At 64.4% G+C, this 23,981-nt stretch carries 23 protein-coding genes, 1 tRNA gene and 2 riboswitches; of the genes, 12 read left to right on the top strand and 12 right to left on the bottom strand.

Annotation, left to right across the window (positions count from 1 at the left end; all coding sequences use genetic code 11):
* Positions 1-164 precede the first annotated feature (164 nt).
* From dnaK to radC, 3 genes are all read left to right on the top strand, one after another.
* Positions 165-2,111: a molecular chaperone DnaK gene (dnaK, locus tag N6L27_RS14275; protein WP_271907967.1), complete on the top strand. Its 1,947-nt coding sequence runs from the start codon at positions 165-167 to the stop codon at positions 2,109-2,111.
* A 77-nt stretch (positions 2,112-2,188) separates the two neighbouring features.
* Positions 2,189-3,349, top strand: coding sequence for a molecular chaperone DnaJ (gene dnaJ / locus N6L27_RS14280; RefSeq protein WP_271907968.1), 1,161 nt, complete (start codon positions 2,189-2,191; stop codon positions 3,347-3,349).
* A 284-nt stretch (positions 3,350-3,633) separates the two neighbouring features.
* Positions 3,634-4,398, top strand: a complete 765-nt coding sequence (radC, locus tag N6L27_RS14285; RefSeq protein ID WP_271907969.1) for a RadC family protein — start codon at positions 3,634-3,636, stop codon at positions 4,396-4,398.
* Between the two features lie 38 nt (positions 4,399-4,436).
* Here radC and N6L27_RS14290 read toward each other — a convergent pair.
* Positions 4,437-4,512, bottom strand: a tRNA-Lys gene (locus N6L27_RS14290).
* 187 nt (positions 4,513-4,699) lie between these two features.
* On the opposite strand from N6L27_RS14290, the gene dapF reads away from it, so the two are divergent.
* The 3 genes from dapF (at position 4,700) to N6L27_RS14305 (ending at position 7,432) form a co-directional block, all read left to right on the top strand.
* Positions 4,700-5,542, top strand: coding sequence for a diaminopimelate epimerase (gene dapF, locus N6L27_RS14295; protein WP_271907970.1), 843 nt, complete (start codon positions 4,700-4,702; stop codon positions 5,540-5,542).
* Positions 5,539-6,801 (top strand): tRNA (N(6)-L-threonylcarbamoyladenosine(37)-C(2))-methylthiotransferase MtaB, encoded by a 1,263-nt coding sequence (gene mtaB, locus N6L27_RS14300; RefSeq protein WP_271907971.1) that lies wholly within the window; start codon positions 5,539-5,541, stop codon positions 6,799-6,801. The genes dapF and mtaB overlap by 4 nt, the downstream gene beginning before the upstream one ends.
* Positions 6,802-6,994: 193 nt before the next feature.
* Positions 6,995-7,432 carry a glyoxalase superfamily protein gene (locus N6L27_RS14305; protein ID WP_271907972.1) on the top strand — a complete coding sequence of 146 codons (438 nt, stop codon included), beginning with the start codon at positions 6,995-6,997 and terminating at the stop codon, positions 7,430-7,432.
* Between the two features lie 79 nt (positions 7,433-7,511).
* Here the strand turns inward: N6L27_RS14305 and N6L27_RS14310 are convergent, their stop codons facing one another.
* The 5 genes from N6L27_RS14310 to N6L27_RS14330 all read right to left on the bottom strand — a co-directional run bounded on the left by N6L27_RS14310 (position 7,512) and on the right by N6L27_RS14330 (position 11,753).
* Complete coding sequence (locus tag N6L27_RS14310) at positions 7,512-8,300, bottom strand: cytochrome c1 (RefSeq protein WP_271907973.1); 789 nt, start codon at positions 8,298-8,300, stop codon at positions 7,512-7,514.
* A 19-nt stretch (positions 8,301-8,319) separates the two neighbouring features.
* The gene (gene petB / locus N6L27_RS14315) at positions 8,320-9,654 is read right to left on the bottom strand and encodes a cytochrome b (RefSeq protein WP_271907974.1); all 1,335 of its coding nucleotides are present in this window, start codon (positions 9,652-9,654) and stop codon (positions 8,320-8,322) included.
* Between the two features lie 12 nt (positions 9,655-9,666).
* Positions 9,667-10,227, bottom strand: a complete 561-nt coding sequence (petA, locus tag N6L27_RS14320; protein WP_039147478.1) for a ubiquinol-cytochrome c reductase iron-sulfur subunit — start codon at positions 10,225-10,227, stop codon at positions 9,667-9,669.
* Positions 10,228-10,438: 211 nt separating this feature from the next.
* On the bottom strand, positions 10,439-11,041 hold the full coding sequence (locus N6L27_RS14325) for a glutathione S-transferase (protein ID WP_271907975.1): 603 nt from the start codon (positions 11,039-11,041) through the stop codon (positions 10,439-10,441).
* An 88-nt stretch (positions 11,042-11,129) separates the two neighbouring features.
* Positions 11,130-11,753 (bottom strand): FMN-binding negative transcriptional regulator, encoded by a 624-nt coding sequence (locus N6L27_RS14330; protein ID WP_271907976.1) that lies wholly within the window; start codon positions 11,751-11,753, stop codon positions 11,130-11,132.
* A 158-nt stretch (positions 11,754-11,911) separates the two neighbouring features.
* A riboswitch (FMN riboswitch) is annotated at positions 11,912-12,060 on the top strand.
* A gap of 78 nt (positions 12,061-12,138) precedes the next feature.
* Between N6L27_RS14330 and N6L27_RS14335 the strand changes: the two genes are divergently transcribed.
* Entirely contained in the window at positions 12,139-12,576 is a 438-nt protein-coding gene (locus tag N6L27_RS14335; RefSeq protein WP_271907977.1) for a 6,7-dimethyl-8-ribityllumazine synthase, read from the top strand.
* Here N6L27_RS14335 and N6L27_RS14340 read toward each other — a convergent pair.
* The 3 genes from N6L27_RS14340 to thiB are packed head-to-tail and all read right to left on the bottom strand — an operon-like array spanning position 12,573 to position 15,761.
* Positions 12,573-13,265, bottom strand: coding sequence for a thiamine ABC transporter ATP-binding protein (locus N6L27_RS14340; RefSeq protein WP_271907978.1), 693 nt, complete (start codon positions 13,263-13,265; stop codon positions 12,573-12,575). The two genes, N6L27_RS14335 and N6L27_RS14340, sit on opposite strands and share 4 nt — an antisense overlap.
* Positions 13,252-14,808, bottom strand: coding sequence for a thiamine/thiamine pyrophosphate ABC transporter permease ThiP (locus tag N6L27_RS14345; RefSeq protein ID WP_271907979.1), 1,557 nt, complete (start codon positions 14,806-14,808; stop codon positions 13,252-13,254). Before N6L27_RS14345 ends, N6L27_RS14340 begins: the two co-directional genes overlap by 14 nt.
* Entirely contained in the window at positions 14,784-15,761 is a 978-nt protein-coding gene (gene thiB, locus N6L27_RS14350) for a thiamine ABC transporter substrate binding subunit (protein ID WP_271907980.1), read from the bottom strand. Before thiB ends, N6L27_RS14345 begins: the two co-directional genes overlap by 25 nt.
* A gap of 32 nt (positions 15,762-15,793) precedes the next feature.
* A riboswitch (TPP riboswitch) is annotated at positions 15,794-15,885 on the bottom strand.
* A 232-nt stretch (positions 15,886-16,117) separates the two neighbouring features.
* On the opposite strand from thiB, the gene aroC reads away from it, so the two are divergent.
* Positions 16,118-17,218, top strand: a complete 1,101-nt coding sequence (gene aroC, locus N6L27_RS14355) for a chorismate synthase (protein WP_271907981.1) — start codon at positions 16,118-16,120, stop codon at positions 17,216-17,218.
* An 86-nt stretch (positions 17,219-17,304) separates the two neighbouring features.
* Entirely contained in the window at positions 17,305-18,459 is a 1,155-nt protein-coding gene (locus N6L27_RS14360; RefSeq protein ID WP_271907983.1) for an AAA family ATPase, read from the top strand.
* A gap of 3 nt (positions 18,460-18,462) precedes the next feature.
* On the opposite strand, the gene N6L27_RS14365 is transcribed toward N6L27_RS14360, so the two are convergent.
* Positions 18,463-18,879 (bottom strand): MerR family transcriptional regulator, encoded by a 417-nt coding sequence (locus N6L27_RS14365; RefSeq protein ID WP_271907984.1) that lies wholly within the window; start codon positions 18,877-18,879, stop codon positions 18,463-18,465.
* Positions 18,880-18,952: 73 nt separating this feature from the next.
* On the opposite strand from N6L27_RS14365, the gene N6L27_RS14370 reads away from it, so the two are divergent.
* On the top strand, positions 18,953-19,591 hold the full coding sequence (locus N6L27_RS14370) for a cation transporter (protein WP_271907985.1): 639 nt from the start codon (positions 18,953-18,955) through the stop codon (positions 19,589-19,591).
* 114 nt (positions 19,592-19,705) lie between these two features.
* On the opposite strand, the gene N6L27_RS14375 is transcribed toward N6L27_RS14370, so the two are convergent.
* Positions 19,706-21,208, bottom strand: coding sequence for a malonate--CoA ligase (locus N6L27_RS14375; protein WP_271907986.1), 1,503 nt, complete (start codon positions 21,206-21,208; stop codon positions 19,706-19,708).
* Between the two features lie 94 nt (positions 21,209-21,302).
* On the opposite strand from N6L27_RS14375, the gene N6L27_RS14380 reads away from it, so the two are divergent.
* Positions 21,303-22,238, top strand: coding sequence for a DMT family transporter (locus tag N6L27_RS14380; protein WP_271907987.1), 936 nt, complete (start codon positions 21,303-21,305; stop codon positions 22,236-22,238).
* Positions 22,239-22,342: 104 nt separating this feature from the next.
* Here the strand turns inward: N6L27_RS14380 and N6L27_RS14385 are convergent, their stop codons facing one another.
* Positions 22,343-23,047, bottom strand: coding sequence for an SDR family oxidoreductase (locus tag N6L27_RS14385; RefSeq protein ID WP_271907988.1), 705 nt, complete (start codon positions 23,045-23,047; stop codon positions 22,343-22,345).
* Between the two features lie 96 nt (positions 23,048-23,143).
* Between N6L27_RS14385 and N6L27_RS14390 the strand changes: the two genes are divergently transcribed.
* Positions 23,144-23,980: a LysR substrate-binding domain-containing protein gene (locus N6L27_RS14390; RefSeq protein ID WP_271907989.1), complete on the top strand. Its 837-nt coding sequence runs from the start codon at positions 23,144-23,146 to the stop codon at positions 23,978-23,980.
* Position 23,981: the final 1 nt, after the last annotated feature.

The following is a 23,981-nucleotide window of genomic DNA, read 5'->3' on the forward strand; positions in this document are numbered from 1 at the left end:
ACCCTTGCCAAATTCAGGCGGATTTGCCGTAACCGGCGCGACCGAACGCTTGCAGGGCCGTTTTCACGCCCCTATATACGCCGGGACGCGGCAAGGCACAGTCCAGGCCGCAACTTCCATCGGGGCCGGGATGCCGCAACGGGTTCAGGCCTCGGGTAATCGCCTTGAGTAGTAAAAAGGGATCGCAAATGAGCAAAGTTATCGGCATCGACCTGGGTACCACCAACTCCTGCGTGGCCATCATGGATGGCTCCCAGCCCCGCGTGATTGAAAACGCCGAGGGCGCGCGCACCACCCCGTCGATCGTTGCCTTCACCGACGACGAGCGCCTGGTCGGCCAGCCGGCCAAACGCCAGGCCGTCACCAACCCCGACAACACCGTGTTCGGCGTCAAGCGCCTGATCGGCCGCCGGTTCGACGACCCCGCCGTCGCCAAAGACAAGAAGATGGTGCCGTTCTCCATCGTCAACGGCGGCAACGGCGACGCATGGGTCGAAGCCAAAGGTGAGAAATACTCCCCGTCGCAAATCTCCGCCTTCACCCTGGGCAAGATGAAGGAAACCGCGGAATCCTACCTGGGCGAGGAAGTCACCCAGGCGGTGATCACCGTTCCGGCCTACTTCAACGACGCCCAGCGTCAGGCCACCAAAGACGCCGGCAAGATCGCGGGCCTCGAAGTGCTGCGCATCATCAACGAGCCGACCGCGGCTGCGCTGGCCTATGGCCTGGACAAGGAAAACACCCAGACCATCGCCGTCTATGACCTCGGCGGCGGCACCTTCGACGTGACCATCCTGGAAATCGACGACGGCCTGTTCGAAGTGAAGTCGACCAACGGCGACACCTTCCTGGGCGGCGAAGACTTCGACATGCGCATCGTCAACTACCTGGCGGATGAGTTCAAAAAGGAAAACGGCGTCGATCTGTCCAAGGACAAGATGGCCCTGCAGCGCCTGAAAGAAGCCGCTGAAAAAGCCAAGATCGAGCTGTCCTCCACCTCGCAGACCGAGATCAACCAGCCGTTCATCTCGATGGACCCCTCCTCGGGCCAGCCGCTGCACATGGTGATGAAGCTGACCCGCGCCAAGCTGGAAAGCCTGGTCTCCGACCTGATCAAGCGTTCGATGGACCCCTGCAAGGCGGCCCTCAAGGACGCAGGCCTGTCGGCTTCCGACATTGACGAGGTGGTTCTGGTCGGCGGTATGACCCGGATGCCGAAAGTCATCGAAGAGGTCTCCAAGTTCTTCGGCAAAGAGCCGCACAAGGGCGTGAACCCGGATGAAGTGGTCGCCATGGGCGCCGCCATCCAGGCCGGCGTTCTGCAGGGCGACGTCAAGGACGTGGTGCTGCTCGACGTGACCCCGCTGTCGCTCGGCATCGAAACCCTGGGCGGTGTCTTCACCCGCCTGATCGACCGCAACACCACCATCCCGACCAAGAAGTCGCAGGTGTTCTCGACCGCGGAAGACAACCAGAACGCCGTGACCATCCGCGTGTTCCAGGGTGAGCGTGAAATGGCAGCCGACAACAAGATGCTCGGCCAGTTCAACCTCGAGGAAATCCCGCCGGCACCGCGCGGCATGCCGCAGATCGAAGTGACCTTTGACATCGACGCCAACGGCATCGTGTCGGTCGGCGCCAAGGACAAGGCGACCGGCAAGGAACAGCAGATCACCATCCAGGCATCGGGCGGCCTCTCGGACGAAGACATCGAAAAGATGGTCAAGGACGCCGAGGACAACGCCGAGGCGGACAAGGAACGCCGCGAGCTGATCGAAGCCAAGAACCAGGCCGAATCGCTGATCCACTCGACCGAGAAATCGGTGGAAGAGCATGGCGACAAGGTCGACCCCTCCACTATCGAGGTGATCGAGCTGGCCGTGGCCGCACTGAAGGACGATCTGGAAAACGAGAAATCCTCTGCCGAGAAGATCAAATCCGGCATCCAGAATGTCACTGAAGCCGCGATGAAACTGGGCGAGGCGATCTACAAGGCGCAGGCCGAAGAAGGCGGCGACGATGAGCCGGCTGCTGCGGACGAAGCTGCAGGCCCCGGCGACGACGACATCGTCGATGCCGAATTCGAAGACCTGGACAACGACAAGCGCTAACGCCTGACCACTCAGGCCAAGGCGGGCCGGTCCGACCCCGGACCGGCCCATTTTCGTTGAGGCAGATGGGGTAACCGATGTCAAAACGTGACTATTACGACGTTCTGGGCGTGGCCAAAGGCGCCACCGCAGACGAAATCAAAAAGGGCTTTCGCAAGAAGGCCAAGGAATTGCACCCCGACCGGAACAAGGACAATCCGGACGCCGAAGCGCAGTTCAAAGAGGCCAACGAGGCCTATGATGTCCTGAAGGACGCCGAGAAAAAGGCGGCCTACGACCGCTTTGGCCATGCCGCCTTTGAAAACGGCATGGGCGGCGGCCAGCGCGGCGGCGGCGGCCAGGGCTTTGGCGGCGGCGATTTTTCCTCCGCCTTCTCCGACGTGTTCGACGACCTGTTCGGGGATTTCATGGGCGGCCAGCGCGGCGGCGGCGGCGGACGCCAGCGGGCATCGCGCGGCGCCGATCTGCGCTACAACCTGCGCGTCTCGCTGGAGGAAGCCTTTGGCGGGTTGCACAAGACCATCAAGGTGCCCGCTTCGGTCTCCTGCACCTCCTGCGAGGGCACCGGCGCCGAGGGCGGCGTGGAACCCACCACATGCCCGACCTGCTCCGGCATGGGCAAGGTCCGCGCGCAGCAGGGCTTCTTCACCGTTGAACGCACCTGCCCGACCTGCTCGGGCCTGGGCCAGATCATCAAGAACCCCTGCAAGTCCTGCCACGGCCACGGCCGCGTCGAAAAGGACCGCTCGCTGTCGGTGAACATCCCGGCAGGCGTGGAAACCGGCACCCGCATCCGTCTCGCGGGCGAAGGCGAAGCCGGCCTGCGCGGCGGCCCTCCGGGCGATCTCTACATCTTTGTCGAGGTCGGCCCGCACAAGCTGTTTGAACGCGACGGAAACAACCTCTACTGCCGGGTGCCGGTCAGCATGGCCAAGGCGGCGCTTGGCGGCTCCATCGAGGTGCCGACCATCGACGGCGGCCGCGGTCGGGTGCAGATCCCCGAGGGCAGCCAGTCCGGCCGCCAGATGCGCCTGCGCGGCAAGGGCATGCCGGCGCTGCGCGGCGGTGCCACCGGGGACATGTTCATTGAACTGGCGGTGGAAACCCCGATGAACCTCACCGCCCGCCAGAAAGAGCTTCTGCGCGAGTTCGAGGACATCTCCGAGGAAAACACCAACCCCGAATCCCGCAGCTTCTTCTCTTCGGTGAAAAGTTTTTGGGATGGGATGAAGGGGTGAGGCCCGTCTAGGAAACCGTCCGCGGGGCGGTTTCAGGGCCGAACGGGCGGAGCCCCGGCCACCATCCGCAAACGACGCCATAGAAAGCGCCCCAATTCGGGGCGCTTTTCTTTTGCGCATCCTTTACGCAACTCCAAGCCCCAGGCGCCCCTCGCCGCACCGCGGCGGTGCACAGGGGGTGTACAGGGGGTGCACGTCTGTCACCCCCCAGCTGCCGCCCCTCCGCCGCTCCCCGACGCCACCCGTTAACACTTCCTCAACCATGATGGCGGCACCATGGCGCCATGGCACAGGACCCCGCATTCGAGGACGTCTCCCTGCCGCTGTTTCCCGGCAGCGAGGAGGCCCCTGCGGCCCCGCTCTCCCCCGGGCGCCTGCCCTCCTACATCAAGGACCACCGCGCCCGCCTGCGCGAGCGTTTCATGGCCGGCGGGGCCGCTGCCATGCCCGATTACGAGCTTCTGGAGTTGGTCCTGTTCCGCTCCATCCCGCGCCGGGATGTGAAACCCTTGGCACGGCAACTGCTTGATACCTTTGGTGATTTCAATCGTGTGGTGACGGCCTCCCCGGAACGGCTGGCGCAAGTGAAGGGCATCGGCGACGCGGTCATCACCGACCTCAAGGTGCTGGAGGCCGCAGCCCACCGCATGGCCCGCGCCCGGGTGATGCAGCGGCAGGTGATCTCCAGCTGGGACGCGCTTTTGGATTATTGCCACACCACCATGGCCCACCGTGAAACAGAACAATTCCGCATTCTGTTTCTGGACCGCAAGAACGTGCTGATCGCCGACGAGGAACAGGCCCGCGGCACCGTCGACCACGTGCCCGTCTACCCCCGGGAGGTCGCCAAACGTGCCCTGGAACTGAACGCCAGCGCGTTGATTTTAGTGCATAATCACCCGTCCGGAGACCCCACACCCTCGGACAGCGACATCGGCGTGACAGAGCAGATGCAGGCCGCGCTGACTGCGCTGGGAATCACCTTGCACGATCACCTGATCATCGGAAAATCCGCCGAACTCAGCTTCCGCGCCCAGGGCTACCTGTAGCGGTTCCGGGTGTTATTTTCAGCGGTTTTGGTAGGAAGTGGTGAGCCGTGCAGGATTCGAACCTGCGACCCACTGATTAAAAGTCAGTTGCTCTACCAACTGAGCTAACGGCCCACTTCTTCGTCGCGGTCTAAGTGTTTTTCCCAAGAAGTTCAAGCACTTATTTCGCTTTGGTCCGGCGTGGCGGTGTGTGTCACGCTGTCCCGATAGGCGGCGTATCTAGGGCCAGTGCGGCGGGGGGTCAACCCCTTTTTTCAACTTTTCTCGCCGAAGGCTGGATTCATCTTCGCCCCGGGTCTATATGCCCGCCATGAGCACCTCGGCAGACATCAAAATCCCCTTCATGAAGATGCACGGGCTGGGCAACGACTTCGTCGTTGTCGACGCACGCGCGCAGGACATTGCCATCACCCCGGCCATGGCCAAGGGAATCGCCCACCGCCAGTTCGGCGTCGGCTTCGACCAGCTGACGGTGATTTCAAACGGCCCGGGTGACGCGCATCTGACCTTCTACAATGCCGACGGCTCCACCTCCGGCGCCTGCGGCAACGCCACCCGCTGCATTGCCCGCCACCTGATCCTGGAAACCGGCACACCAGAGCTGCATCTGACCACCGACCGCGGTGATCTTTATGCCCGTGACGCCGGCAACGGGCTCACCTCCGTCAACATGGGCGCGCCGCAGCTGGACTGGCAGGATATTCCGCTGGCCGAGGAAACCGACACGCTGGAGCTGCCGATCGAGGGCGGCCCCACGGCCACCGGCATGGGCAACCCCCATTGCACATTCTTTGTCGAGGACGCCGAGGTCATCCCTCTGGCAGAGTTCGGCCCCCGCTACGAACATCATCCGCTCTATCCCCAGCGCACCAATGTGCAGGTCGCTCAGGTGACCGGCCCCGACCGCATCCGCATGCGCGTGTGGGAGCGCGGTGTGGGGGTGACACTGGCCTCCGGCTCCTCCTCCTGCGCTACCGCCGTTGCAGCCGCACGGCGCGGCCTGACGGGCCGCAAGGTGCAGATCGATCTGGATGGCGGCACCCTTTGGATCGACTGGGCCGAGGACGGCGTCTGGATGACCGGCCCGACCATGCATGTATTCGACGGCAGCTTCACCCGCGAATTCCTGGAGACGCTGGCATGAGCGTGCCCAAGTTCACCACCCTCGGCTGCCGCCTCAACGCCTATGAGACCGAGGCGATGAAGGAGCTGAGCCAGCAGGCGGGTCTGGAGAACGCCGTGGTGGTCAACACCTGCGCGGTGACGGCGGAGGCCGTGCGCAAGGCGCGCCAGGAGATCCGCAAGCTGCGCCGTGAAAACCCGGAGGCGCCGATCATCGTCACCGGCTGCGCGGCCCAGACCGAACCGGAAACCTTTGCCGCGATGGAAGAGGTCACCCGCGTCATCGGCAACACCGAGAAGATGCAGCCCGAGACCTGGCAGCAGATCGCCAAGGGGCCGGATTTCATCGGCACCACGGAGAAGGTCCAGGTCGACGACATCATGTCGGTGACGGAGACCGCAGGCCACCTGATCGACGGCTTCGGCACCCGCTCCCGCGCCTATGTGCAGGTGCAGAACGGCTGCGACCACCGCTGCACCTTCTGCATCATCCCCTACGGCCGCGGCAACTCCCGCTCGGTCCCCGCGGGCGTGGTGATCGACCAGATCAAACGGCTGGTGGACAGGGGCTATAACGAGGTGGTTCTGACCGGAGTGGACCTCACCTCCTGGGGCGCCGATCTGCCCGCACAGCCCCGCCTGGGCGATCTGGTTATGCGGATCCTGAAACTGGTGCCGGACCTGCCGCGGCTGCGCATCTCCTCGATCGATTCGATCGAGGCAGATGAGAATCTGATGCAGGCCATCGCCACCGAACCGCGCCTGATGCCGCATCTGCACCTGTCGCTGCAGCATGGCGACGACCTGATCCTGAAACGCATGGCCCGGCGCCACCTGCGCGATGACGCCATCGCGTTTTGCGAGGAGGCCCGCCGCCTGCGACCGGAAATGACCTTTGGCGCCGACATCATCGCGGGCTTCCCGACCGAGTCTGATGCGCATTTCGAGAACTCGCTGAAACTGGTCACTGACTGCGACCTGACCTGGCTGCACGTCTTCCCCTACTCCAAGCGCGAGGGCACCCCGGCGGCGAAGATCCCGAACCAGGTGAACGGCAATGTGATCAAGGAGCGCGCGGCCCGGCTGCGCGCGGCTGGCGATGCGCAGGTCGAACGCCACCTGGCGGCGCAGTTCGGCAAGATCCACCGCATCCTGATGGAAAACCCGCATATGGGCCGCACCGAGCAGTTCACCGAGGTGGCCTTCTCCGAAGCGCAGAGCGAGGGCAGTATCGTCACTGCTGCCATCACCGGTGCGGCAGGCAGCCAGCTGGTGGCCTGAACATGCGGGGAATTGCTTTCCCCGCTCCGGCCCGCTAAATCTGACATCACAGGTCCCGGATACCTGCCGCTCGCGGCCGCTGGCCATGGTGAAATCCGGACAAGGTTTATCCTGACGCCTGGGTGCACGCCCGGACAGCAATGCGAGCCCTGTCTGCAACGGCACATGCACCCTTTTTGCGAAAGGTACATCCATGCAGACCAACTCTGCCCTTCCTTCTGTTGCGCAGCTCAAGGCCGAGGCCCGGCTCTTGCGCAAGCATTCCAAGGCCCAAGGCCTGCCCATCCCCCACAGCACCGCATTGGAGCAAATCGCCCAGTATTACGGTTTCCGCGACTGGAACACGCTCCACGCCCGCGCGTCCAACGCGCCGGAACTGCAGGTGGGAGTGCGGGTTGAGGGGCGCTACTTGGGCCAGCCCTTCACCGGCTATGTCCACGGTCTGGCCGCCTGCGGCGGCAATGGCCACCGGCGGATCACCCTGCAATTCGACGCGCCCGTGGACGTGGTCCAGTTCGACAGCTTCTCCTCCTGGCGCCAGCGGGTGTCCGCGGTGATCAATGCTGACGACCGCTCGCCCCAGAAGACTTCCAACGGCCTTCCGCACCTGACGGTCAGCCCGCTGGAATAGCTTCCTCCACAAAGAAAAACCCCCGCAAGCATCACTTGCGGGGGTTTGATGTTTTCAGCGCTGTGTCAGCCGTCAGGGATCAGTGCTTGCCCTTGTGCGGCGCCCACAGGCGCTTGTTGGTCAGATACAGCATCACAGACAGCAGGGTCAGGAACAGCACGCCGACAAAACCGGCCTGCTTGCGGGCCATCATCTTGGGCTCCGCGGTCCACATCAGGAAGGCCGCGACGTCCTGCGACATGGCTTCCACGTCGTTGGCATGGCCGTCGGCGAACTCAACCTGCTCATCCGACAGCGGCGGCGCCATCGAGATCCAGCCGCCCGGGAAGGCGGTGTTCTCATAGAAGATGGTGCCTGCTTCTTCCTTTTCCTCACCGGTGTAGCCAGCCAGCAGCGAGGCGATGTATTCGGCACCGCCCATGCCCTTGAACAGCTGGTTGATACCCAGGCCATAGGGGCCGTGGAAGCCCGCACGCGCCTTGGCCATCATGCTGAGATCCGGGGCGCCGGCATTGTTGTTTTCCGGGAAGAAGTCCACCGGCTTGGCCGGGCGGTCCTCATCCAGTTCCGGATCGTAGACGCTGAAGTTGTCAGCTGCGTAGGCACGCACCTGGTCCTCCGGCAGCTGCGGGCCGCCCTCGTCTGCCAGGGTGCGGATCGGCACCAGCTTCAGCCCGTGGCAGGCTGCGCAGACTTCAGTGTAGATCTGCAGGCCGCGCTGCAGCTGGTTGCGGTCGTAGGTGCCGAACGGGCCCTCAAACGAGAAGGCGTAGTCGGTGATATGCTGGTCGCCGCCGCCTGCTGCGAAAGACGCAGCAGGGATCATGGCCAGAGCGAAGGCGGCACCGGTTGCCAGTTTCTTGAACATTGTCAGGTGTTCCTTCTTTTTACTCGGCGGGAGTGGCTTCAGCAGAAGATTTCTTGCCGTAGTGGGCGTCGAAATCGTCTTCGATGGTTGCAGGCTGTGCCAGCGGCTTCTCGATCACACCCAGCAGCGGCAGGATCACGAAGAAGTAGCCGAACCAGTAGGCCGATGCGATCAGCGAGAACGATGCATAGGGCTCTTCCGCCGGCATCGCGCCCAGCCACATCAGGGCAAAGAAGTCGACGACCAGCAGCGCGAACCACCATTTGAACATCGGGCGGTAACGGCCCGAACGCACGTTGGAGGTGTCCAGCCAGGGCGCCAGCGCCATGGCCAGGATCGCACCGAACATGGCGATCACGCCGAAGAACTTCGCATCCACGATACCGCCGGTCACGAAGGAGGCGAACTGCACCACCCAGACCTCGGAGGTGAAGGCACGCAGGATCGCGTAGAACGGCAGGAAGTACCATTCCGGAACGATGTGCGCCGGGGTCACCAGCGGGTTGGCTTCGATGTAGTTGTCCGGGTGGCCAAGGTAGTTCGGCATGAAGCCGACGATGGCCCAGAAGATCACCAGCACAACGGCCAGGCCCAGGAAGTCCTTGATCACGAAGTACGGCCAGAACGGCAGGGTGTCCTTCTCGGCTTCCGCCTTGGACCCTTTGCGGACATCAACACCGGTCGGGTTGTTGTTGCCAGTGGTGTGGAAGGCCCAGATGTGCACGATCACCAGCGCTGCAATCACGAAGGGCAGCAGGTAGTGCAGCGAGAAGAAGCGGTTCAGGGTGGCGTTGTCCACTGCGGGCCCGCCCAGCAGCCAGGTCTGGATCGCTTCGCCGATGAACGGGATCGCGCCGAACAGGCCGGTGATAACGGTTGCACCCCAGAAGGACATCTGGCCCCAGGGCAGCACGTAGCCCATGAAGGCGGTGCCCATCATCATCAGGTAGATCAGCATGCCGACGATCCAGGTGACTTCGCGGGGCGCCTTGTAGGAGCCGTAGTACAGGCCGCGGAAGATGTGGATGTAGACGGCAACAAAGAACAGCGAGGCGCCGTTCATGTGCAGGTAACGCAGCATATGGCCGCCGTTCACGTCGCGCATGATATGCTCGACAGAGGCGAACGCCAGGTCAACGTGCGGGGTGTAGTGCATCACCAGGACGATGCCGGTGACGATCTGCAGCGCCAGGCAGAACGCCAGGACGATGCCCCAGATCCACCACCAGTTCAGGTTCTTGGGGGTGGGGATCATGATGGTGTCATAGATCAGGCCGACGATGGGCAGGCGGCTGTGCAGCCACTTTTCTGCGCCTGTCTTCGGCTCGTAATGGTCGTGCGGAATACCGGACATGAGCGCGTTTCCTTATCCCAGCTTGATGGTGTTGGCGTCGGTGAACTCAGCCACCGGCACGTGCAGGTTCTCAGGCGCCGGGCCTTTGCGGATGCGGCCTGCGGTGTCGTAGTGCGACCCGTGGCAGGGGCAGAACCAGCCGTTGAATTCGCCGGCACCGTCGCCCAGCGGCACACAGCCGAGGTGGGTGCAAACACCCATCATCACCAGCCATTCGCCGGCGTCGTCCATGGTGCGGTTCACGTCAGCCGCGTCGGTGCCCGGCTTGTTGGCGTTTTCCGACCGCGGGTCGATCAGTTCGGACAGCTCCACGGCACGGGCTGCCTCGATCTCTTCCTGGGTGCGGCGGCGGATAAACACCGGCTTGCCAAGGAACATGACCGAGATCTGCGTGCCAACTTCCACGCCGCTGACATCGACCAGGATCGAGGACAGCGCTTTCACGTCGGCGGAGGGGTTCATCTGGTTGACCAGGGGCCATACGGCGGCACCCGCGGTCACTGCCCCGGCGCCGGCAGTGGCGTAGTAGAGGAAATCTCTCCGGGTTCCTTCGTGGTCTTCTGCGTGGGACACGAGGTTTTCTCCAATTCCAGCGCCCGTTTAGGGCAAACATGCGCATGCACCGCGATTGCTCGCAGTGACTCAGGCGCGTGTCTAGCGGGGAGAAGCCGCTTCGTCCAGCGGTCATAGGCGCGCAGAAAGCCGCAGACGGCAATTCTGTCACGCCTGAGTGACAGTGCCGCACCCATATCGGCGCGGCACCTGTCCGTTTCAAGGGGCCTGCTCAGGCCGCGGGCGGTTTTGTGGCCTGCATCGCGGGGCGCGATTCGAAATCTGCGAACCAGTCTGCCAGCGCCTCATTGCCTTGGCGCCAATTGGTGTCCGGGTGGCGGAAATCCACATAAGCCAGCGCACAGGCCACCGCGATCTGGCCGATGTCCAGCGGCCCCTGCAGGTGGCTCATCCAGCGCGCATTCAGCGCCGAACAGCCGCCCAGCACCTTCCCCTGCTGCGCGTCCAGCCAGCTGTCCCACTGTTTGTCTTCGGGTCGCAGCCGTTTTTCGTAGGACATCAGCACCGCCGCATCCATGATTCCGTCGGCAGTGGCCTCCAGCACCATGCTGTCCCAGCCACGGCCATACAGCCTGCCGCCGGCGCGTTCGTCCAGATAGGCGCAGATCACCCGGCTGTCATAGAGCGCCGGCCCGTCGTTGCGTTCCAGCGCCGGGATCTTGGCCAGCGGGTTGCTGGATTTCACATCCGGGCTGGGGCTGAGGGGCGTGGTGGTGACGTCCAGTATCTCGACGTCCTCCAGCTGCCCGGTTTCGTGCAGCAGCACCATAACCTTGCGGGCAAAAGGGGATGCTTGGGAATAAGTGAGCCTCATTTTAAATCCTCCGCTGTTTGGCCGCAGCCTACTGCAAGCGGACCTGAGGGGAAGGGGCAATTACAGCACTTCGCGCCGTGACAATACGTTAGGACCTGACCGGCCCATGACGCATCAGCGCAGCCAGCTCCTCCAGCTCTGCACCTATGCCGCCGGCTATGGCCTCTGCCGCTCCGGCGCGCGCGGCGTCAGTTTTGTTCTGGCTGAGCTTCCAGGTGCCATCGGTGCCCGTGATCCGCATCCGGGCAGGCACGATCATCCGCATCATCCGGTCCAGCGCCTCTGCGCCCATCTTGCTGGTGGTCCAGGGCGGCTTCGGCGCCAGCCGCGCCTCATAAAACGCAGACTGCCGGTCCAGCAGGCCGCGCAGTTCTTCATCCGGGCGCAGCTCCAGTGCGCCGGTCAGATGCACCGCGACATAGTTCCAGGTCGGCACCTGGTCCGGCACCCCGTACCAATCGGGTGAGACATATCCATCCGGCCCGCTGACGGCGATCCTGGCCGGACGCGCCTCCTTCAGCATCCGCACAATCGGATTGGAGCGCACCAGATGCAGTTCCGCCCATTCCCCGTCTTCGGAAATCAGGAACGGCACATGACTGATCAGCGGCGCCTCCTGCCCGGACACAGCCAGCACGCCAAAGGCCCGCGCACGGGCAAACGCCAGATTCTGCGCCGTCTCAGCGTCATGGAAAACCGGATTGGGATGCATGCTCTTTCTCCTGTGCCTGCCCGTCCCGCATACTATGGAACCCGGCCTTGCAATTTGAAAAGCTCCACTTGCCTGCTCAGGAACAATACCAATTTCACTTCCCGGCCGGGCGTCCAGCGTTCCGATCTTGAAATCGGCCGCGGTGCTTGGCAATGTCCGCATGTTCTCAGGGCGGGGCGGAATTCCCCACCGGCGGTAAGCGGGCAGGTCCCGTAAGCCCGCGAGCGGCTTCCAAGGTTTGGAAGTGTCAGCAGATCTGGTGCGACTCCAGAGCCGACGGTCACAGTCCGGATGGAAGAGAACGTGCAGAAGGGCGGCGCCAGGCGTGCGCCCGTCTGCTCGTGATCGCCTTGGGTGACGTGTCAAACCTATAGGAGATTACGAAATGACACACACCCGCTATGCCTTCATCAAGGCGCAATGGCATGTTGATATTGTCGACCGCGCGCTGGAGGGATTCCTGCAGCTGATCCCGGCGGATCAGGTCGACGTCTTTGATGTTCCCGGCGCCTTTGAAATGCCCCTTCTGGCGCAGGAGCTGGCGAAAACCGGCAAATACGCCGCCGTGGCCTGCGCCGCCCTCGTGGTGGATGGCGGCATCTACCGGCACGATTTCGTGGCTCAGGCGGTGGTCGACGGGCTGATGCGCGCCGGCATGGACACTGGTGTGCCGGTGCTGTCGGTCTCGCTGACCCCGCATCATTTCCAGGAAACGGAGCATCACATGGCCATCTACCGCGCGCACTTCGTGCAAAAGGGCAACGAAGCCGCCAGTGCAGCCCTGATGATCACCAAGACGCGGGAAGAAGCGCTGACCGCCTAACCCAAATAGGCCTTCAACGCAGGCGGCGGGTTGTCCAGCAGTTCCGCCGTCTGCTGCGGCGGATGCGCCTTGCCGTCCGCCAACAGCACCACCTGGTCCGCGATCCGGCGGGCGTCGTTCGGGTCATGGCTGACCATCAGCACCGTGGCACCGCTTTCGCGCGCCAGCTCCGCCACCAGATCCAACATCTCTGCCTTCAGCGCCGGGCCCAGCGCGGCAAAGGGCTCATCCAGCAGCAGGATGTCCCGCCCCTGCACCAGCACCCGCGCCAGCGCCACCCGGCTTTGCTGACCGCCGGACAGCGCCGCAGGCTTGCGTGTGCCCATACCGCCCAGGCCAACCCGCTCCAGCGCGGCATCAACCCGGCGCCACTCCGACGCGCTCAGCCGCAGGTTCGCATGCAGCCCCAGGCCCACATTCTGTGCCACGGTCAGGTGCGGGAACAGGTTGCCGTCCTGAAACAGCATCGCCACCGGCCGCTTGCCCGGCGCCTGGCGGGTCAGCTCCGCGCCGTTCCACAAAATACGCCCGCGGGTGACGGGCAGGAAACCGGCCACTGCCTCCACCAGAGTGGATTTCCCGGCGCCGGAAGGGCCGATCACCGCCACGCAGGCGCCGGGCGCGATCTCCAGATCCGCCTCCACCGCGTAGTCGCCGTTCATGATCCGGCAGGTCTCAAGCCTCAGCATGCCAGCGTCCTCCGCGGTCCAAGATCCAGAATGCCCCCATCGACAGCACAAGCAGCAGCAGCGCCGCGCCTGCCGCCGCCTCCATCCGGTAGGCCCCCATCAGCCGGTAGATCTGCAAGGGCAGCGTCGCAAAATCCGGATCGGCAAACAGCGCGACAACGCCCAGGTCGCCCATCGACAGGGCGGCTGCCAGCCCGGCGGCAAACCCTGTCTGCGCCCGCATCCGCGGCAGGTAAACCCGGCGCACAAAGGCCCATCCCTGCATGTCCAGCGACAGCGACAACCGGCCATAGCGCCCAAGCACCTCCCGCGCCCGCGGCACCAGGATGCGCATGGCAAAGGGCAGCGCCATCACCGCATTGACCAGCGCCGTCACCGGCAGCGCCAGCGCAAACGGGTCCGCGATGGGATAGATCAGAATGAACAATCCGGTGCCGATCACCAGCGGCGAGGCCGCAAGGCCGAGGATACCCGAAAGTTCGGCGATGCCGCTGCGCCCGGCAGCAGCCGCAGCGGCCATCGGCAGGGCCAGCATCAGCAGAATCACGGTGCTGAGCGCGGCAACCAGAATCGAGTTGCCCGCCGCCTGCCAAACGGAGCCTTTCAAGGCAGCCAGCCCCGGCAGACCCGCCAGCACGATTGCCGCCAGCGGCAGCAGCAAAAACGCCGCCGACAAGACAATCCAGAACCCGTCCAATCCGCGCGCCAGCGCCCCCTGCCCGTCCCAGCGCTGCACAGCCCGGTCAAGCCCGGCCCCAAACCCCTCACCCGCCGACACCCGCAGCGCCACCAGCGCGGCAGCGCCGGTCAGCAGCAGTTGCAGACCCGACAGCAGCGCCGCGCGGCCCAGGTCGAAATCAAAACGGAACGCCTGATAGATGGCGAGTTCGATGGTGGTCGCCCGGGGGCCGCCGCCCAAGGTCAGCGCCACTGCAAAGCTCGACAGGCAAATGGCAAAGACCACCGCCAGCGCGCCAGGCGCCACCCGCCGCAGCATCGGCCCTTCCAACAGCCGCCACATCGCCAGCGGCCCGGCATCCAGTTGCGCCGCCAGGCGGAAGCGTTCGGCAGGGATCTCCTGCCAGCCCTGCAGGATCAGCCGGGTTGCCAGCGGCAGGTTGAAAAAGACATGCGCCAGCACCACCCCGTGCAGCCCGTAGATCTGCACCGGCTCCATCCCGAACAGACCCAGCAGGCCGCTCAGCCACCCGGCGCGGCCGAAGACCGCCAGCAGGCCAAGAATGGCCACGATAACAGGCAGAATGAAGGGCGCGCCCAACAGCGCAATCAGCAGGCTCCGCCCCCAAAACCGCCGCCGCGCCAGCGCGCGGGCAACGGGAATGGCAAGGCCAACACTTAGCAAGGCCGACAGGCTCGCCTGGGTCAGCGTGAACCGCAGCGCGGCCCAGTCGCTGGCGCCAAACCCGCTGCCGGCCTCAGCCCTGAGGGCAACAGCCCCCAGCGTCCCCAGAATCAGCGCCGCCACCAGAAGGGCCGCGCTGATACCGGGGTAAGCGCTTACTGGCTGAGCGCGTCCAGCCATTCGCCCAGCGCCGCATCGCGCACTTCCGCCGCTTCCGTTTCACTCAGCAGCAGCGATTTTTCAGGCGCAATCAGGGTGCCGAACCCTTCCGGCAGGCCCGCCGACGGGATCACCGCCGGATACATCCAGTTGGTGGTCGGAATGATCGACTGGAACGCATCCGACACCATGAAGGCCAGGAACTGGTCCGCCAGTTCCGGCTGGTCGGAGTTCGCCAGCTTGCCGGCAACTTCCACCTGCATGTAGTGCCCCTCATCAAAGGCCGCCGCCGCCTTGGAGCCGTCTTCCTCGGCAATCAGATGATAAGCGGGCGAAGTGGTGTAGGACAAAACCATGTCGGCCTCGCCTTCCAGGAACATGCCATAGGCCTCGGACCAGCCCTTGGTCACGGTCACCACGTTGTCAGAGAGGCCCTTCCAGATCTCCGGTGCCTCGTCGCCATAGGCCGCCTTGACCCACAGAAGCAGCCCCAGACCCGGCGTCGAGGAACGCGGGTCCTGAATGACGATCTTCTTGTCGCTGGCGGCCAGCGCCTTGAAATCCGCAGGTGCCGCGGCATCGGCGTTGTGGACAAAGGCGAAGTAACCCCAGTCATAGGGCACAAAGGTTGCGTCGTCCCATGCAACCGGCAGCGCAAATTCGGCACTCACCGAATGCTCTGCAAACAGGCCGGTTTCCTTGGCCGCCGCGGTCAGGTTGGTATCCAGCCCCAGAACCACATCCGCATCCGAACGCGCGCCCTCCAGCTTGACCCGCGCCAAGAGCGCCGCGCCATCGCCTGCGCCAACCAGCTTCAGGTCGCAGCCGCACACCTCTTCAAACGCTTTTTCCACTGCCGGGCCCGGGCCCCAGTCGGAAACAAAGCTGTCATAGGTATAAACGGTGAGTTCGGGCGTCTCGGCAAAAGCGGCCGAGGCGCCAAGCAGTCCCGCTGCAAATGCAAGATGTTTCATGCCATCCTCCTTTGCGGCTTTGGGCAAGGGTGGAGGCTGTCCAGTACCTTCCCTCCGCCGGTGTGATCCGGTTCAGGTTCAACGGGTGTCATCTCAGCGCTTGCGCGCACCCCGAGGTGGCGCGGACATTAGGCCCCAGCTGCAGCAATGACAAGCCAAAGCCCCGCCAGGACCTAAGGCTTGGTGAAACTGGACCGCTGCCAGCACCGGCCCCTTGTTCATCTGGCTGAAAATATCCCGGTGGAGCCGCCCCAGGCGGCGGGGGCAGCGCCCCCTCTCGCCTTTGCCGCAGAGGAATCCGCTTGAGGCACAGCCCCCTGCCCGCTAAGCACGTCCCGCAAAGGAGACCGCGCCTCATGTCGATGAACAGCTTTGGACACCTCTTCCGCGTCACCACCTGGGGCGAGAGCCACGGGCCCGCGCTTGGCGCCACCGTTGACGGCTGCCCGCCGAATGTGCCGCTGGAGCCGGAAATGCTGCAGCAGTGGCTCGACAAGCGCCGCCCCGGCCAGAACAAGAACACCACCCAGCGCAATGAGCCGGACGCAGTGAAGATCCTGTCCGGCGTGTTCGACGGCATGTCCACCGGCACGCCGATCCAGCTGATGATCGAAAACACCGACCAGCGGTCCAAGGATTACGGCGAGATCTCCCAGACTTTCCGTCCGGGCCATGCCGACATCACCTATTTCCAGAAATACGGCAACCGCGACTATCGCGGCGGCGGCCGCTCCTCTGCCCGCGAAACGGCAGCGCGGGTGGCAGCCGGCGGTGTTGCACGTGAAGCAATCAAGGCGCTGGCGCCCGGACTGGAGATCAAGGGCTACATGACCCGAATGGGCGAGCTGGAGATCGACCGCCGCCGCTTTGACTGGGATGCGATCGAAACCAACGACTTCTGGATCCCCGACGCAGGCGCGGTGCAGGAGTGGGAAGATTACCTGCAAGCCCTGCGCAAGGCGCACGATTCGGTCGGCGCGGTGGTTGAGGTTGTCGCCCGTGGCGTCCCCGCCGGCATCGGCGCGCCGGTTTACGGCAAGCTGGACACCGACCTGGCCGCCGCAATGATGTCGATCAACGCTGTAAAGGGCGTCGAGATCGGCGAGGGCATGAACGCCGCGCGCCTCAAAGGTTCGGAAAACGCCGATGAGATCTTCATGGGCGCAAACGGGCCGGAATATTCCTCCAACCACGCCGGCGGTATCCTTGGCGGCATCTCCACCGGGCAGGATGTGGTGGTGCGCTTTGCGGTCAAGCCAACGTCGTCAATCCTCACTCCGCGCAAATCGATCCGCAAGGACGGCTCCGCCACCGAAGTGATCACCAAGGGCCGTCACGACCCCTGCGTCGGCATCCGCGCGGTGCCGGTGGCCGAGGCAATGATGGCCTGCGTGATCCTGGACCACCTGCTGCTGCACCGCGGCCAGGTCGGCGAAAACCAGGGCCGCATCGGCTGAACCGCTGACGGCTGACGGGACCTGTTGCGAAGCACTGCGAAACCAAGCAGGTTTTGCACAGCCCGTTTCACATCCGGTCCTTTGATATGCTGATTACCCTGGCCGTTTCCGGCTACCGCTCAATCCGTGATGCGGCCCTGCCGCTGGAGCAGCTCACCGTGGTGAGCGGCGCCAACGGCGCGGGCAAATCCTCACTCTACCGCTCGCTGCGGCTGCTGGCAGAGGTGGCACAGGGGCGCGCCATTGCTTCGCTGGCCTCTGAGGGCGGTCTGGACTCGACGCTTTGGGCCGGCCCGGAACACATCAGCGCCCGGATGCGGCGCGGTGAAATTCCGGTTGAGGGCACCCGCCGCAAGAACTCGGTCGCGCTGAAGCTGGGGTTTGCCGCCGAAGACTACGGCTATGCTGTGGATCTGGGCCTGCCCGCACCGGTGCCGCGCACGATGTTCGGCAAGGATCCTGAGATCAAGTCTGAGGCGCTTTGGGTTGGCGAGAGCCTGGGCCGCGCCAACAGCATTGCCGAACGCCGCGGTGCGGTTGTCACGGGCCGGGACGGCAGCGGCCGCAAGATCGAACTGTCGCGTGATCTGCGCCCTTTCGACAGTATGATGACCCATGCCGCCGATCCTGTGCAGGCGCCCGAAATGCTGTCCTTGCGGGAGCGGATGCGCGGCTGGCGGTTTTATGACAGCTTGCGCACCGACCGGGATTCGCCTGCCCGGCGCCCCGCAGTCGGGACCCGCACGCCGGCGCTGGCGGGCGACGGTGCGGATCTGGCGGCAGCCATTGCCACCCTTCGGGAAATCGGCGACGGGCCGGCTTTTGACGAAGCCATCGAGGATGCCTTCCCAGGCGCCAGTGCCGATGTCTCGCTGCAGGGCGGGCTGTTTTCCGTGGAGATGCAGCAGCATGGTCTGCTGCGGCCGCTGTCGGCGGCGGAGCTGTCGGACGGCACCCTGCGCTATGTGCTGCTGGCCACCGCCCTGCTGACCCCGCGCCCGCCCGAGCTGATGGTGCTGAACGAACCCGAAACCAGCCTGCACCCCGATCTGATTGCCCCCTTGGCACGGCTGATCAAACGCGCGAGCCGCGACAGTCAGATCATCGTGGTCTCCCACAACAGCCATCTGGCCCGGGAACTGGAGGACGCGGGGGCATTGTCCGTAATCCTGCAGAAGGAATTTGGTGAAACCCGCATTGAAGACCTGGAGCCGCCGCGCTGGAGCTGGCCGAAACGCTGACGCTCAACCGTGCTCGCCCGCGCATTGGCTGTGGTCGCCCAGCGCCGTCAGCACCTTGCAGCAGCCGCCATTGCCGCCGTCGCACAGGTGGCTGATCCTCTCCAGCTCAGACGCCAATTGCTCCAGCTTGCGGATGCGGTCCCGGACATTGGCCAGCTGGCTGCGGGCAATCCGGTCAGCTTCGGCGCAGTCATCGCCCAGATGCCCGTCCAGCCCCATCAGCGCTTTGATGTCCTCCAGCGAGAAGCCGAGATCGCGCGCATGTTTGATGAAACCCAGCGCGTCCATCCCGTCCTGCCCGTAGCGGCGCTGGTTGCCGGCATTGCGGCCCGGCTGCGGCAGCAGGCCGATCTCCTCGTAGTAGCGGATGGTCGGCACTTTGACGCCGGTTGCCTTGGACAGCTGACCGATGGAAAACATCGCAATGACCTCTTGATGCTCTAGTGACTAGAGGCCCTACATTGATCTCGAATCAGGAATGAGGACAAGAGCAATGGCAGGCTGCTGCAATCACAACGCCCGGTTTGACGGGGTCTCGGCGGACTACAAACGCAGGCTTTGGCTGGTGATCGCCATCAACGCCGGCATGTTCGCGGTGGAAATGGGTGCAGGGCAGCTGTCCGGCAGCCAGGCGTTGAAGGCGGACGCGCTGGATTTCCTGGGCGATGCACTGACCTATGGCATTTCCCTGGCAGTGATCGGCGCCAGCTTGCGCACCCGGGCGCTGGCGGCCCTGGGCAAGGGGATCAGCCTGCTCTTGATGGGCATGTGGGTGTTCGGCTCCACCGTCTATCAGGTGTTTTACGTCGGCGTGCCGCAGGCGCAGATCATGGGCGTGATCGGCTTCATGGCGCTGGCAGCCAACCTGATCTCGGTGCTGCTGCTGGCCCGGTACAAGGACGGTGACGCCAATGTGCGTTCGGTCTGGCTGTGTTCGCGCAATGACGCCATCGGCAATGTGGCGGTGATGATTGCCGCGCTGGGGGTCTGGGGCACCGCCACCGGCTGGCCCGACCTCATTGTGGCCGGCATCATGGGCGGCCTGTTCCTGAGCTCCGCCTTCCAGATCCTGGTGCAGGCCGTGCGGGAATGGCGCGAGGAAGAGGCGCATTCAGCGGCGCACCAGCACTAAGGCAGTGACCGCCCGCGGGCGGAAGCGAAGCGCCCGCCGTTTTGCCGGAGGCAAACCACTGGTTTGACGGGGGCGGACGGGCGCTGCCCGGGCTGTTGGCCCGAGCGAGTGTTTTTAGCTGAACAGCCCTGCGTATTCCTCGCGCAGGGCTTTCTTCTGCACCTTGCCCATAGTGTTGCGCGGCAAGGCCTCCAGCAGGATGATCTCCTTGGGCTGCTTGAACCTGGCAAGCTGGCCGGAGAGCGCCGCATTGATCGCCTCGGCACTGGTGCCGCCCCCATCAGGCACAACCACGGCCACCACACCCTCGCCAAAGTCGGGATGCGGCACGCCGATCACCGCGCTTTCCAGCACGCCGGGCAGGTCGTCGATCAGGCTTTCCACCTCCTTGGGGTAGACGTTGAAGCCGCCGGTGATGATCAGATCCTTCTCGCGCCCGACAATGGTGACATAGCCGTCGGCATCAACCCTCGCCATGTCGCCAGTGATGAACCATCCATCCGGCCGCAACTCCTCCGCCGTCTTCTCCGGCATCTGCCAGTAGCCCTGGAACACATTCGGCCCGCGCACCTCCAGCACGCCGATCTCTCCTGCGGGCACCTCGGCACCATCCTGCATCACCCGCGCCTCAACGTCCGGCAGCGGAAAACCCACCGTGCCAGCGCGGCGCTCTCCGTCATAGGGGTTGGAGGTGCTCATGTTGGTTTCTGTCATCCCGTAGCGTTCCAGGATCCTGTGGCCTGTTCGCGTCTCCCACTGCTCATGCGTATCCACCAGCAAAGGCGCAGAGCCGGAGATGAACATGCGCATTTTCGCGGCGCGTTCCTTGGTCAGCCGCGCATCCGCCAGCAGCCGGGTATAGAAGGTCGGCACTCCCATCAGCGCCGTGGCCGCCGGCATCGCCTCAAGAATGGCATCCGCATCAAATCCCGGAAGGAACACCACCTGGGCGCCCGCAAACAACGCCACATTGGTTGCCACAAACAGCCCGTGGGTGTGGAAGATCGGCAGTGCATGGATCAGCACGTCGTCCGTGGTGAACCGCCAATAGTCGCGCAGGGTCAAAGAGTTGGAAGCCAGGTTCTCATGGCTCAGCATCGCGCCCTTGGACCGGCCGGTGGTGCCGGAGGTGTACAGGATTGCCGCCAGATCATCCGCCCCGCGCTCAACCGCTTCAAATCCGTTCTGCCCATCCGCCAGATCGCGCAAGGACCCCTGCCCCACCGCATCCAGCGTCAGCACCTGCGCTGCGCCCGCAATCGCAGTGATCTCGTCCAGCCGTGCAGGGTCGCACGCCACTACCCGGGGCTTCGCATCGCCGACGAAATAAGCGACCTCTGGTCCGGTATAAGCCGTGTTGAGCGGCAGGAAGATGCCGCCCGCCATCACTGTGCCCAGGTAAAGCTCAATCGCTTGGATGGTTTTCTGAACCTGCACCGCCACCCGGTCGCCGGGCTGCACCCCCTGGGCGGCCAAGGCTGCCGCCATCCGCTCTGCGCCGGTAAACAGCGCGCCGAAAGTGACCGTACCGCCGTCCGGAAGCCGGGCAAACACATCGCCCTCGCGCCCCACGGAGGACTCACGCAGCTGGCGGATCAGGTGATTGGCATCATGCATCGGCGGCTCCTTCATCTGGCGGCGCCATTTGCGCTCCCCCGCCAGCCGAAATCAAGCCATTGATCTTTGCGGCGCTTGGGCGCAGGTTCGCGCCATGGCAAAATCCTTAACATCGCATCGGCCCATGCTGGCAATCCTGCTGAAGGTGACGGCAATCGCCCTGTTCACCGCCCTGTCCGGGATCATCAAGGCCACCTCGGAGACCGTACCGGCAGGCGAGGCGGTGTTTTTCCGCTCCTTCTTTGCAATACCAGTGATCGTGATCTGGCTGGCAACGCGCGGAGAGCTGCGGCACGGGCTGATTACCAGGAAGCCGATGTTTCACGTGTGGCGCGGCCTGGTCGGCACCTCGGCTATGGGGATGACCTTCATGGGTCTGGCGCTGCTGCCGCTGCCGGAGGTCACCGCCATCGGTTATGCCACGCCGATCTTTACCCTGATCCTGGCGGCGCTGTTCCTGGGCGAGACCATCCGCCTGGTGCGGATCAGTGCGGTGGCCATCGGCCTCTTGGGCGTTCTCATCATGATCTGGCCCCGCCTCGGCGGCGATCTGGAGGACGGCGCCATGCTGGGGGTGCTGCTGGTGGTCGGTGCGACGGTGGCGCGCGGCTTTGTGCAGATCCACATCCGCCGCATGGTGCAGTCGGAGCATACAGCGGCGATCGTGTTCTATTTCTCGCTGACCGCCTCTGGCCTAGCGCTGCTGACCGCCCCCTTCGGCTGGGTGATGCCGGATGGCCAAACCGCGGCGCTTCTGGTCGGCGCCGGCCTGGTCGGCGGGGTGGCGCAGATTCTGGTCACATCCTCCTACCGCTTTGCGCCGGCATCAATGCTGGCGCCCTATGATTACGCCTCGATGATCTTTGCGATTGTGATCGGCTATGTCTGGTTCGAGGAATGGCCGACGCTGGTGATGCTGGCAGGCGCCGCGCTGGTCATTGCCGGCAATGTGCTGGTGATCTGGCGCGAGCACCGGCTGGGCCTGCAGCGCGGCAAGGCCAAGCCGCTGATGGATCCCAAGGGCGGATAGCAGTCCCTAAAAAGGGTTTCCGGCGGCTGGAGCCCGCAGGGGCGACGCACCCGCCTTCATCAGAAGGGGCGGGTGCCCGCTGTTTGCCCATCTGCGGGCACGGCTCAGACTGCGCGGGTCAGCCCCCCGTCGACACGGATGTTCTGCCCAGTGGTATAGGCCGCATCATCCGAGGCCAGATAAGCGATCAGGGCTGACACCTCACGCGCCGTGCCATAGCGCCCCATCGGAATGCGCGCCTTGCGGTCTTCGGTCTCCGGCAGGCTGTCGATGAACCCCGGCAGCACATTGTTCATCCGCACGCCCTGGGCCGCGAACTTGTCGGCAAACAGCTTGGTAAAGCTCGCAAGCCCCGCCCGGAACACGCCGGAGGTCGGAAACAGCGGGTCCGGCTCAAACACCGCAAAGGTGGAGATGTTGATGATCGACCCCTTGCCCTGCGCCGCCATGATGGGCGCCACCAGCCGGGCCGGACGGATCACATTCATCAGGTAGTATTCCATCCCCAAATGCCAGTCCTCATCACTGATCTCCAGGATATCGCCCTTGGGCCCGTGGCCTGCCGAATTGACCAGCACATCGATCCGCCCCCAGCGCTCCAGCGCCTTGTCCACCAGCGCCTGCAGATCGGAATGCGCCAAATTAGAGCCTGTATGCCCCACCCCGCCCAGCTCCTGCGCCAGCGCCTCGCCCTTGCCAGAGGAGGAGAGGATCGCGACCTGATACCCTTGCGAATGAAGGTGGCGGGCGGCATCCGCGCCCATGCCGCTGCCCGCGGCGGTGAAGAGAGCAACTTTGGTCATGTCCATACTCCTTTTCTTGCCCTCAGGATGGCTGCTCAGGCCACGCTTGACCAATCATGTCTCATCGCGCCAGACTGTAGAAAAACTACTGGCTGAGACCTCATGCGCCTGCCCAACCTCAACGCCCTGCGGATGTTCGACGCTGCCGCCCGCCACCTGAATTTCGGGCGCGCGGCGGAGGAACTGCACCTGACCCAAGGCGCCGTGGCGCAGCAGGTGCGGCGGCTGGAGGCCGACCTGGGGCACAAGCTGTTCCACCGCCACGCCCGCGGGCTGACCCTGACCGACACCGGGCGCAGCTATCACGCGCCGGTCCGGCAGGCGCTGGCGCTGATCCGCGAGGCAACGGACACGCTGGCCCCGGCTGTGCAGCGGGTGACACTGTCAGTGCCGCCGTCCTTTGCCGCGAAATGGCTGGTGCCCCGGCTGCCGGAGTTCGCGGCGCGGCACCCGGACATCGACCTGCGGATCGTGGCAGAGGAAAGCCTGACGGATTTCAAGCAGGGCGGCATCGACATCGCCATCCGTCAGGGCAGCAAGCCGCAGGAAAGCAGCCTGAACTCCGCCCTTCTGTCGCTGGTGGATCTGGTGGCCGTGGCCAGGCCGGATTCGGCTCTAATACAGGAAGACGCTCTGGAATTGGCTGATCTCGCCCAGCACACACTGATCCAGGACGGGCACCGGCACTGGGACCATCTGCTGCGGCAGGAGGGGCTCACGGCCAAAGGCCGGGTCCTGCAATTCAACCAGACGGCTCTGGCGATGGACGCGGCAATGAACGGCCAGGGCATCGCCCTTGTGCCGCGGATTTTCCTGGGCAGCCAGCCGCTGACAGAGCTGTGGCAGGCGCCGCGGCTGGGGGATCAGGGGTTTTATGTGCTTTGGCCCAGCTCTCAGGGCCGGGCCAAGACAGTGGTGGATTGGCTGCTGCGCCAATAGC

Origin of the sequence: Leisingera sp. SS27 (assembly GCF_028368855.1) — a bacterium.
Lineage (GTDB): Bacteria > Pseudomonadota > Alphaproteobacteria > Rhodobacterales > Rhodobacteraceae > Leisingera.